Annotated in this window: 10 protein-coding genes; 6 read left to right on the top strand and 4 right to left on the bottom strand. The window is 74.1% G+C overall.

Annotation, left to right across the window (positions count from 1 at the left end):
- A partial coding sequence (locus FHL80_RS08905; protein WP_246078563.1) for a hypothetical protein occupies window positions 1-1,828 on the top strand: 1,828 nt, incomplete at its 5' end.
- Window positions 1,829-1,898: 70 nt separating this feature from the next.
- Here the strand turns inward: FHL80_RS08905 and FHL80_RS08900 are convergent.
- Window positions 1,899-2,498 (bottom strand): SACE_7040 family transcriptional regulator, encoded by a 600-nt coding sequence (locus tag FHL80_RS08900; RefSeq protein WP_216870544.1) that lies wholly within the window; start codon window positions 2,496-2,498, stop codon window positions 1,899-1,901.
- Window positions 2,499-2,560: 62 nt separating this feature from the next.
- Between FHL80_RS08900 and FHL80_RS08895 the strand changes: the two genes are divergently transcribed.
- Complete coding sequence (locus FHL80_RS08895) at window positions 2,561-4,174, top strand: carboxyl transferase domain-containing protein (RefSeq protein WP_138733069.1); 1,614 nt, start codon at window positions 2,561-2,563, stop codon at window positions 4,172-4,174.
- 43 nt (window positions 4,175-4,217) lie between these two features.
- Here FHL80_RS08895 and FHL80_RS08890 read toward each other — a convergent pair whose 3' ends face one another.
- Window positions 4,218-4,742, bottom strand: coding sequence for a ferritin (locus tag FHL80_RS08890; RefSeq protein ID WP_138733068.1), 525 nt, complete (start codon window positions 4,740-4,742; stop codon window positions 4,218-4,220).
- A gap of 98 nt (window positions 4,743-4,840) precedes the next feature.
- Between FHL80_RS08890 and FHL80_RS08885 the strand changes: the two genes are divergently transcribed.
- From FHL80_RS08885 to FHL80_RS08870, 4 genes are all read left to right on the top strand, one after another.
- Window positions 4,841-5,023 carry a hypothetical protein gene (locus FHL80_RS08885; protein WP_138733067.1) on the top strand — a complete coding sequence of 61 codons (183 nt, stop codon included), beginning with the start codon at window positions 4,841-4,843 and terminating at the stop codon, window positions 5,021-5,023.
- A 38-nt stretch (window positions 5,024-5,061) separates the two neighbouring features.
- On the top strand, window positions 5,062-7,053 hold the full coding sequence (locus FHL80_RS08880) for an acetyl-CoA carboxylase biotin carboxylase subunit (RefSeq protein ID WP_138733066.1): 1,992 nt from the start codon (window positions 5,062-5,064) through the stop codon (window positions 7,051-7,053).
- Between the two features lie 2 nt (window positions 7,054-7,055).
- Window positions 7,056-8,210 carry an acyl-CoA dehydrogenase family protein gene (locus tag FHL80_RS08875; protein WP_138733065.1) on the top strand — a complete coding sequence of 385 codons (1,155 nt, stop codon included), beginning with the start codon at window positions 7,056-7,058 and terminating at the stop codon, window positions 8,208-8,210.
- Window positions 8,211-8,314: 104 nt separating this feature from the next.
- On the top strand, window positions 8,315-9,046 hold the full coding sequence (locus FHL80_RS08870; protein ID WP_216870543.1) for a phosphatase PAP2 family protein: 732 nt from the start codon (window positions 8,315-8,317) through the stop codon (window positions 9,044-9,046).
- Here FHL80_RS08870 and FHL80_RS08865 read toward each other — a convergent pair.
- Complete coding sequence (locus FHL80_RS08865; RefSeq protein WP_138733063.1) at window positions 9,036-10,049, bottom strand: NADPH:quinone reductase; 1,014 nt, start codon at window positions 10,047-10,049, stop codon at window positions 9,036-9,038. The two genes, FHL80_RS08870 and FHL80_RS08865, sit on opposite strands and share 11 nt — an antisense overlap.
- A gap of 94 nt (window positions 10,050-10,143) precedes the next feature.
- A complete protein-coding gene (locus FHL80_RS08860; RefSeq protein ID WP_246078565.1) occupies window positions 10,144-10,473 on the bottom strand; it encodes a WhiB family transcriptional regulator in 330 nt (109 codons plus the stop codon).
- Window positions 10,474-10,694: the final 221 nt, after the last annotated feature.

Genomic DNA, 10,694 nt, shown 5'->3' with positions numbered 1-10,694 from the left:
CGTCCCTGGAGAGCCCGTGCTGATCCTCACGCCGACGCCGTTGCAGACGGCTGCCGAGCGTGCGCTCTTCGCCGAGCTGGCCGGCTGGGACACCGGCAGCGGCGTGCGGGGCGCCGTGGTGGCCTCGCTGCCCGTGGTCGAGGGGCCGATGGAGCGGCGGCAGGCCGACGCGGTGCTGTTCGTGCCCGAGGGCGTGGCCGTCGTCCGGGTGGTCGAGGTGCAGCGGAACTCCGGTGTCGTCACCGCCAACGCCGACGGCGCCTGGACGATCGGCCCCGGTGACGGGCCCGGCGACGTCCTGCAGCTCGACGGCGGCGGCTCCACCCCGCTCGAGGGCCTGATGAGCGCGGGCATGGACGCGGCCGTGACGCTCCGCAAGGCCGGGCTGGAGCCCGGCCGGATCGCCCGGCTCACCGTCCTCACCGGCCCGGTCACCGGCCTGCTGCCCGCGGACGGCGACCTGGGGGAGGGCGACCAGGTCGCGCTGGTCGACCCGCGCTCCCTGCTGCTGGGCGTGGCCCGGGCGGCCCGCTACGCGGGTACCGACAACCCCCGGCTCTGGACGACGGCCGACGTGCGCGCCGCCGTCGAGGCCCTCGGCGTGGCCGGCCGCACCCCGACGGTCGAGGAGCTCAACGGCGAGGGCTTCCCGTACTCGCCCTACGTCCTCCGCCGCCCCGACCTGCTCACCCCCGCCGCGCTGAACGCCTCCCCGAGCCGGGTCGCCGCCGCCCCGCTGACCGGGGCCGGGGTCCACCGCGTGGCGCCGGCCGGTCCGCTGGTCGACCCGGCCGCGGCGGCACGGGTCGCGGCGGCGGCCGTCCAGGCGCAGGAGGAGGCGGAGCGGGCTGCACCCCAGCCGACGCCGCCCCCGCCGCCTGCTCCCGAGCCGGTGCCCGCTGCGGTCTCCCGCTCCGCCGCCCCGGCGCCGTACCAGCCCACCGTGCCGGTGGAGCTGCGGTCGGCCCGCGCGGGGGACACGCTGGCGCTGACCGGCGGACCTGCGACCGCCGGAGCCGGTGGACCGGGCGCCGTCGAGCCGCGTCCGGCGGCCGAGGACACCGGCGGCATCGGTGGGCTGTTCGGCGACGGCGGGACCGTGGCCTTCGCCCCGTCCCGGCGGCGCGAGCTGCCGCCGGAGCTGCGGCCCCGGCCGTTGGCCGGCGCCACGCCGCCGGGCAGCGGCAGCTCCGCCGCGGACGCCGGGGCGCCGGACCGCCGTCGCACGGCCGTGGTCGTGGCCGCGGCGCTCGTGCTGCTGCTCGTCGTGGCCGGCATCGGGTTCTGGGCGCTGGGCAGCGGCAGCAGCGACGCCGGAGCCGAGCAGCCGTCCGCGACGACCAGCGCGGCCGCCCCGCCGACCACCCCGGCCGGCCCGGCCGTGGGGGCGACCGAGGTGGTCAACGGCACCACGTTCACGCTGCGCGCGGTCGAGGTCGACGAAACCTGCCAGGGGCACGCCTACGACGCCGTCGCCGCGTTCTTCGCCAGCTCCGACTGCACCGGCCTGAGCCGGTCGCTGTGGTCGGCCGACGCCGGTGGGCAGCCCGCCGTCGTCTCGCTGTCCCGGGTGACCATGCCCGACGTCGCCAACGCCCAGGCGCTGCGCTCGCTGGCCGACACCGACGGCAGCGGCAACGTCAACGACCTGCTCCGCGAGGGCGTCAGCTACGACGGCGGCCCGTCGAAGCTGTCGGGGGCCCAGTACGCCAGTGCCCAGCAGGGCACCACGGTGACGATCGTGGAGACGTCCTGGACCGACGGGGCCGGCACGTCCTCGGCGTTGGACGCCCTGGCCAGCTCGGCGCTGTCCCTGCCGACGGACTGAGGGAGGACCCCGTCCTCCTCACCCCCTCGCACGCTCGGGGCGAGCCTCTGGACGGGGCCGTTCCAGCCCGTCACCTGGCAGTCGCGGCGGCGACTGCCATGTCGGCGAGCAGGGCGGCCATCGCGGGGCGGGCCAGCCGGCCGGCGCTGTGCGGCGTGGAGTTGATCAGGCCGAACACCGCGTGCGCGCGCGCCCGGCAGGCGGCCGTCGACGCGTCCGGGTGCAGCCGGGTGAGGACGGCGACCCACTCCTCGACGTAGCTGCGCTGCAGCTGGCGCACCCGGCGGGCGTCGGGGTCGCTCAACGCCCCCAGGTCCCGGTCCTGCACGGTGATCAGCGCGGGGTTGTCCAGCGCGAAGTCGACGTGGAAGTCGACCAGCGCACGCAGCTGGGCGGCGGGTGAGCCGCCGGCCGCGGCGATCCGCTCGGTGCCGCCGGCCAGCAGCCGCTCGCTGATCCGCAGCAGCATCTCCGCGAGCATCGCGTCCTTGCTCGCGAAGTGCCGGTAGATCGCCGGGCCGGTGACGCCGACGGCCGCGCCGACGTCGTCCACCCCCACCGCGCGGGACCCGCGCTCGGCGAACAGCTGGGCCGCCGCGCGCAGGATCTGCTCCCGCCGCGAGGGGTTCGCCGCGTCGCTGTGCAGCGCGCTGTCCGGCTGGGAGGTCACGCGAAGAGGTTAACCGCGGTTCACACTGGACCGACAGTGTGAACGGTGGTTAACCTCTGCCCGTGGACGCACCGGTGCTCTCCAGTGCCCCGCCGGCGGACCCGGCGGCGGCCGCGCGCAATGCCGCGCACCACGCTGCGCTGGCCACCGGGCTGGCCGACGAGCTGGCCCGGGTGGCGCTCGGCGGCGGTGAGCGGGCCCGTGAGCGGCACGCCGCGCGCGGCAAGCTGCTGCCCCGGGAGCGGGTCGACGCCCTGCTCGACCCGGGCAGCCCGTTCCTCGAGCTGTCCCCGCTGGCCGCGCACGGTCTCTACGACGGCGACGCGCCGGCCGCCGGCATCATCACCGGCATCGGCCGGGTGTCCGGGCGCGAGGTCGTCGTCGTCGCCAACGACGCCACCGTCAAGGGCGGCACCTACTACCCGATGACGGTGAAGAAGCACCTCCGCGCCCAGGAGGTGGCCCTCCAGAACCGGCTGCCCTGCGTCTACCTGGTCGACTCCGGCGGTGCGTTCCTGCCGCTCCAGGACGAGGTCTTCCCCGACCGCGACCACTTCGGCCGGATCTTCTTCAACCAGGCCAACCTGTCCAAGGCCGGGATCGCGCAGATCGCCGCCGTCCTGGGCTCGTGCACCGCCGGCGGTGCCTACGTGCCGGCGATGAGCGACGAGGCGGTCATCGTCCGCAACCAGGGGACGATCTTCCTCGGCGGCCCGCCGCTGGTGAAGGCCGCGACGGGGGAGGAGGTCACCGCCGAGGACCTCGGTGGCGGTGAGCTGCACTCCCGGGTCAGCGGGGTGACCGACCACCTGGCCGAGGACGACGCGCACGCGCTGCAGATCGTCCGGCAGATCGTCGGCACCCTCGGCCCGCGCGAGCACCGCCCGTGGGACGTCGAGCCGGTCGAGGAGCCGGTGTACCCGGCGGAGAGCCTGTACGACGTCGTCCCGGTCGACACCCGCACGCCCTACGACGTCCGCGAGGTCATCGCCCGGCTGGTCGACGGCAGCCGGTTCGCCGAGTTCAAGCCGCTCTACGGGCAGACGCTGGTCACCGGCTTCGCCCGGCTGCACGGCCACCCGGTGGGGATCATCGCCAACAACGGCGTGCTCTTCAGCGAGTCCGCGCTCAAGGGCGCGCACTTCATCGAGCTGTGCGACCGCCGGAAGATCCCGCTGCTGTTCCTGCAGAACATCTCCGGGTTCATGGTCGGCCGCGACTACGAGGCCGGCGGCATCGCCAAGCACGGCGCCAAGATGGTCACCGCGGTCGCCACCGCCCGGGTGCCCAAGCTGACCGTCGTCATCGGCGGCTCGTTCGGCGCCGGCAACTACTCGATGTGCGGGCGGGCGTACTCGCCGCGGTTCCTGTTCACCTGGCCCAACTCGCGCATCTCCGTGATGGGCGGCGAGCAGGCGGCCAGCGTGCTGGCCACCGTCCGCCGCGACGGGTTCGAGGCCCGCGGGCAGGAGTGGTCGGCGGAGGACGAGGAGGCGTTCAAGGCGCCGATCCGCGACCAGTACGAGGACCAGGGTCACCCGTTCCACGCCACGGCCCGGCTCTGGGACGACGGGGTCATCGACCCCGCCCAGACCCGGACCGTGCTCGGGCTCGCGCTGTCCGCGTGCGCCAACGCCCCGTTGGAGGAGGTCGGCTATGGCGTCTTCCGGATGTGACGTCGTCCCGGAGGGCCATGTCGGCCAACACGGCCCTCAGGCATCAGACGCCGGCGATGCGCGGCGCGGTCGGGTCGACGCCCTCGGGGGCGGTCTCCCGCTTGACGTAGTCCTCGATCTGCTCGACGTCGTGGGCGGACCGGCGGACGACGGCCAGCAGGTCGCTCATCTTGCTGACCTCCTCGACCTGCTCCTTGATGAACCACTGCATGAACTGGTCGGAGGAGAAGTCGTTCTCGCGCCGCGCGATGCCGATGAGCTCGTTGATCTGCTGGGTGACCCGCTTCTCCTGCTCCAGGGCGAGCGAGACCGGGCCCACGACGTCCTCGAACGAGGTGACCGGACCGACGACGCCGGGGATGGCCACCGGCGCGTCGGCGTCGAGCAGGTAGCGCACCATCATCATCGCGTGGTTGCGCTCCTCGAGCGCCTGGTCGAAGAACAGCTGCGCCATCTGCGGCATGGTCAGCTCGTCGAAGTACACGGCGATGGCGATGTACTGGTGGTGCGCGGCGAACTCGTGGCCGATCTGCTCGTTCAGCTTCTCGACGAAGGCGTCGGCGGCCATGGCTGCTCCTCGGTGCGGTGGGACGACGTCCTGCTGACCGTAGCGGGCGACACGCCCGACGCCTCGACGGGTAGGGAAGGCATGGCTAACCTCACTGCGTGGGGAAGTCGGCCAAGATGCCCAAGAAGAAGTGCTGCCAGGACAAGCCGCGCTGCGGCCGGTGCCCGCTGCGCGCGCTCGCCGAGGGCAACCTGCCGCCCGGGTACACCGTCAAGAAGCGCCGGCTGGTCAAGGTCGGCAAGGCCGACCTCGTCCTCGCGAAGAGCACCCGCCAGGCCTGACGGCCGGTCCGCTTCCCGCGCGGAAGGTGGGGCCTGAGGTGTTCGAGACCGTCCTGGTCGCCAACCGTGGCGAGATCGCCGTCCGGGTGATCCGCACCCTGCGGCGGATGGGCATCCGCTCGGTGGCCGTGCACAGCGACGCCGACACCGGCGCGCTGCACACCCGGCTGGCCGACGTCGCCGTGCCGATCGGCCCGGCCCCGGCCGCGCAGAGCTACCTGTCCATCGAGCGGGTGCTGGACGCCGCCCGGCGCACCGGCGCGCAGGCCGTGCACCCCGGCTACGGCTTCCTCTCCGAGAACGTCGACTTCGCCCGGGCCTGCGCCGCCGCCGGCATCGTGTTCATCGGGCCCCCGGTCGACGCGATCGAGGCGATGGGCGACAAGATCCGGGCCAAGCAGACCGTCGCGGCGGCCGGCGTGCCCGTCGTCCCCGGGCGGACCGAACCCGGCATGGACGACGACGAGGTCGCGAAGGCCGCGATCGAGGTCGGCTTCCCGGTCCTGCTCAAGCCCAGCGCGGGCGGCGGCGGCAAGGGCATGCGGGTGGTGCGCGGCCCCGACGAGCTCGCCGAGCAGATCGCCGGTGCCCGCCGGGAGGCCCGCGGCTCCTTCGGCGACGACACCCTCCTGGTCGAGCGCTACCTCGGGAACTCCCGGCACATCGAGGTGCAGGTCTTCGGCGACACGCACGGCACCGTCGTCCACCTCGGGGAACGCGAGTGCAGCCTGCAGCGCCGGCACCAGAAGGTCATCGAGGAGGCGCCCTCGCCGCTGCTGACCACCGGCATGCGGGCCCGGATGGGCGGCGCGGCGGTCGAGGCGGCCCGGGCGGTCGGCTACACCGGCGCGGGCACGGTGGAGTTCATCGTCGACGCCGGCAACCCGAGCGACTTCTTCTTCCTGGAGATGAACACCCGGCTGCAGGTCGAGCACCCGGTCACCGAGTGCGTCACCGGGCTGGACCTGGTGGAGCTGCAGGTCCGGGTCGCGGCGGGGGAGCGGCTGCCGATCGGGCAGAGCGACGTCGTCCTGGACGGGCACGCCGTCGAGGCCCGGGTCTACGCCGAGGACCCGGTCCGCGGGTTCCTGCCGCAGGCCGGGGACGTCGTCGGGCTGCTCGAGCCGTCCGGCCCGGGGATCCGGGTCGACAGCTCGCTGCGGGTGGGCGGGGTCGTCGGCACCGACTACGACCCGATGCTGGCCAAGGTCATCGCCTGGGGGCCGGACCGGGAGACCGCCCGGGCGCGGCTGGTCTCCGCCCTCGGCGACACCGCCGTCCTCGGCGTGGCCACCAACACCACGTTCCTGCGCGACCTGCTGAGCGACCCCGACGTCGTCGCGGGCCGGCTGGACACCGGGCTGATCGAGCGGCGGGGTGAGGCGCTGACCCGCGCCGACCCGCCCCCGCCGCACGTCTACGCGGCCGCGGCGCTGGCCCTGCTGCTCGAGGCCGAGCCGGCCCGGGCCGCCGACCCGTGGGACGACACCTCCGGCTGGCGGCTGGGGGAGCCGGCCTGGACCGTCCGGCGGCTGCAGGCGACCGGCGGAGAGCCGGTGACCGTCCGGGTGCGCGGCCGGGCCGCTGCGGCCGAGGTCCAGGTCGCGGACGGCGCCCCGATGGCCGCCCGGGTCCGCCGGGACGACGACCTGCTCGCCGTGACCCTGGACGACGTGACCACCCACGTCACCGCGGTGCACGCCGCGGGCACCGTCTGGCTGGCCGTCGACGGCCACGTCGCGGCGCTGCGTGAGCACGAGCGGCTAGCGCCCCTGGACGCCGCTGCCGGGTCCGACGGCACGGTGACCGCCCCGATGCCGGGAACGGTGACCGTGGTGCGGGTGTCCCTCGGCGACGAGGTGGCAGCGGGGACCCCGCTGCTCGTCGTCGAGGCGATGAAGATGGAGCACGTGCTGACCGCCCCGGTCGCGGGGACGGTCACCGAGCTCCCGGTGACGGCCGGCCACCAGGTCCGGCTGGACGAGCGGGTGGCCGTGGTGACCCCACCGGCGCCCGGCGGGGAGGAGTAGACGTGCTGGACTACCGGCTGGACGAGGAGACCGAGGCGCTGCGGAAGGTCGTCCGCGAGTTCGCCCTCGAGGTCGTGGCCCCGCAGATCGGCAGGTTCTACGAGCGCGACGAGTTCCCGACCGACATCGTGCGGCAGATGGGGGAGCTCGGGCTGTTCGGCCTGCCGTTCCCCGAGGAGTACGGCGGCTCGGGCGGGGACTACTTCACCCTGTGCGTCGCCCTGGAGGAGCTCGCCCGGGTGGACAGCTCGGTGGCGATCACCCTGGAGGCCGGCGTCTCCCTCGGCGCCATGCCGATCTTCCGGTTCGGCACCGAGGAGCAGAAGCAGCAGTGGCTGCCCCGGCTGTGTGCCGGGGAGGCGCTGGGCGCCTTCGGGCTCACCGAGCCCGGCGGCGGCTCGGACGCCGGCGCCACCCGGACCACCGCCCGGCTCGAGGACGGCGAGTGGGTGATCAACGGCTCCAAGGCGTTCATCACCAACGCCGGCACCGAGATCACCGACCTGGTCACGGTCACCGCGGTCACCGGCACCAAGCCCGACGGCGGCAAGGAGATCTCGGCGATCATCGTGCCCGCGGGCACCCCGGGGTTCGCCGTCGGTCAGCGGTACTCCAAGGTCGGCTGGAACGCCTCGGACACCCGCGAGCTGTCGTTCACCGACGTCCGGGTGCCGGCGGAGAACCTGGTGGGGGAGCAGGGCCGCGGGTACGCGCAGTTCCTCTCCATCCTCGACGAGGGGCGGATCGCCATCTCCGCGCTCGCCGTCGGCCTCGCGCAGGGCTGCGTGGACGAGTCCCTGAAGTACGCCGGCGAGCGCGAGGCGTTCGGGCAGACGATCGGGAAGAACCAGGCGGTGCAGTTCATGATCGCCGACATGGAGGTGCGGGCCTCCACCGCGCGGCTGGCCTACTACCGGGCGGCGGAGAAGATGCTGCGCGGCGAGCCGTTCAAGCGCGAGGCCTCGATCGCCAAGCTGTACAGCTCGGAGATGGCGATGGAGAACGCCCGCTACGCCGCGCAGGTGCACGGCGGGTACGGGTTCATGAACGAGTTCCCGGTCGGCCGGTTCTACCGGGACGCGAAGATCCTGGAGATCGGCGAGGGCACCAGCGAGGTGCAGCGCATGCTCATCGCCCGCTCGCTCGGCCTGGGCTGAGGCCCTCGGGCACACGCCGGCGTGTGCCCGAGGCTGCTCTCGGCGGCTCCGGGATGGCAGGGTCTCCGCACACCCGCGCAGCGGGGCCGGGCGGGGAGGGCGTGATGAGTGACCCGGACACCCGGAGGCGGACGCAGCCCGGGGTGCTGGCCGGCGCCCGCTCCTCGACGATCGGCACGCTCACCGGCGCGGTGGTCGGCGCCTTCGTCCTGGTCGAGGCGCTGCTCCTCGGACTCGGTCTGCTGATCACCCGGGTCCTCGACGGGAGCCCGGTAGACCAGGAGGAGGTGGACTTCGAGAACGCCGTGGCGGCCCACCGCACCCCGACCTGGAACAGCATCACCCACTACGGCACGGTGCTGGGCGCCACCTCAACCGTCGTCGCCCTCACCGCCGCCGGCTGCCTGGTGCTGGCGCTCCGGCGGCACGGACCCCGGCTGCCGCTGTTCCTGGCGCTGGCCGTGATCGGCGAGACGCTGCTGTTCCTGCTGGCCGCCGCCGTCCTGGACCGCCTCCGGCCGCCCATCCCGCACCTGGACGCCGCGCCACCGACGTCCAGCTTCCCGTCCGGCCACACGGCCGCCAGCGTCGCGCTGTGGGTCGGGCTGGCGCTGGGCCTGTCCCGCACCCGGCCCGGTCACCGGCTGCGCTTCCTCAGCTGGTCGCTGGCCGTGGCCGTGCCGCTGTTCGTGCTGCTCAGCCGGCTCTACCGCGGCATGCACTGGCCCACCGACGTCGCGGCCGGCGTGGTGTTCTCGCTGGCCTGGCTGCTCCTGCTGCGCGCCGTCCTCCTCCCCGCAGGCGACGGGGAGGAGAACGGATCGGCTAGGCGGTGACGTCGATGAGGACCTTGCCGACGGCGCCGTCCTGCACGGCCTGGTGGGCGGCGGCGGTCTCGGCCAGCGGGAAGACGTGCAACGGCAGCCCGGCGTCCTCACCGACGCGGACGGCGCCGTCCAGCACGGCCGCGTTGACGTCCTCGACGCCGAGCTCCTTGGCCCGCCGCGGCTCGGTGTAGACCAGCACGAACTGCCACCGCGCGTTGGCGTTCATCTGGGCGCGCACCGGGATGGTCACCTCGGCGCCGCCGTCGTCGGCGTACATCGCGACCGAGCCGTACATCCCGACGACCTGCGCGTCGACGGCGGCGTTGGCGGCGGCGGAGACCTCGACGATGGCATCGACGCCGTGCGGGGCGATCTTCCGGACCTCGCCGACGACGTCCTGCTGCCGGTAGTCGACCACGTGGTCGGCGCCGGCCTTGGCGGCCAGCTGCGCCTTGTCCGGGCCGCTGACCGTGGCGATGACGGTGGCATCGGCCCAGCGGGCGAGCTGGACGGCGGCGTTGCCGACGGCGCCGGCGCCGCCCTGGACCAGCACGGTGCGGCCGGTGAGGGTGCCGGGCCCGATCCGGTCGGGCAGTGACTCGGCGACGGTGAGGCAGCGGTGCGCGGTCAGGAACGGGATGCCGAGGCTGGCGCCGAGCTCGAACGACGGGTCCGGGCCCAGCAGCACCGTCTGGCGGGCCGGGACGACGGTGAGCTCGGCCGCCGTGCCGTGCGGCCGCTGGTAGGCGGCCTCCCAGATCCACACGCGCTCGCCGACGAGCACCGGGTCGACGCCCTCGCCGACGGCCTCGACGGTGCCGGAACCGTCCTGGTTCGGGACCTGCCCACCGAGGCCGGGCTGGGCCTTGCTGCGGGACTTCCAGTCGGTGGGGTTCACGCCGGAGAAGGCCAGGCGCACCCGGACCTCACCGGGACCGGGTTCGGGAGTGGGGCGGTCCCCGAGCTGCAGGACGTCGGGACCACCGGGCTGGCTGTAGGAGATGGCTAGCACGAGCCCTTCCTACCCCTGGGCGACCTGCTGGAACGGCCCCCTTGCAGGGCCCCGCCGCGAGCTCGCGAGTGGTGGGGGGCAAGGGGGTCCTTTGTCAGCTGGCGCGGCGACGGAGCCGGCGGCGCTCACGCTCGGACAGGCCGCCCCAGATGCCGAAGCGCTCGTCGTTGGCCAGCGCGTACTCCAGGCACTCGGTGCGGACCTGGCAGCCGGTGCAGATCTTCTTCGCCTCGCGGGTCGAGCCGCCCTTCTCGGGGAAGAAGGCCTCGGGGTCGGTCTCGGCGCACAGCGCCTGCTCCTGCCAGCCCTGCTCCTCGGCCTCCATGCCGGCGAAGCCGGCGTCGAACACCGTGGCCAGGCCCAGCACGTCGGTCCCGTAGGTGACCGGCGTGGCCTCCACGGCAGCAGCCCGGTAGTCGTCCATCCACGTCACGTCGGCGATGGTCACGATGCGTCCCCCTGCGTCTCGGTTCGGCCTTCGTCACTCGACGACTGCCGCGGGTCACCGTCGGTGACCTGTTGGGGTGAATTACACGGGTGTCCTCCAGGTGGGTCAAATGTCGTCCGTGTTACGCCCGGTCCCATCCGTCACACTCGCCGCAGACACCTCAGGAGTGCCGCAGAGGTGGCTCGACGCGCCGCGTC

The organism is Modestobacter excelsi, from assembly GCF_005930495.1.
Classification (GTDB): domain Bacteria; phylum Actinomycetota; class Actinomycetes; order Mycobacteriales; family Geodermatophilaceae; genus Modestobacter; species Modestobacter excelsi.
This window is presented reverse-complemented; position numbering and strand designations above follow the sequence as displayed.

Excerpts from the sequence above, each read along its gene's own strand:
- FHL80_RS08890 (WP_138733068.1), bottom strand. The coding sequence starts at position 4,742 with ATGGCCGCCGACGCCTTCGTCGAGAAGCTGAACGAGCAGATCGGCCAC.
- FHL80_RS08870 (WP_216870543.1), top strand. The coding sequence starts at position 8,315 with ATGAGTGACCCGGACACCCGGAGGCGGACGCAGCCCGGGGTGCTGGCC.
- FHL80_RS08860 (WP_246078565.1), bottom strand. The coding sequence starts at position 10,473 with ATGGACGACTACCGGGCTGCTGCCGTGGAGGCCACGCCGGTCACCTAC.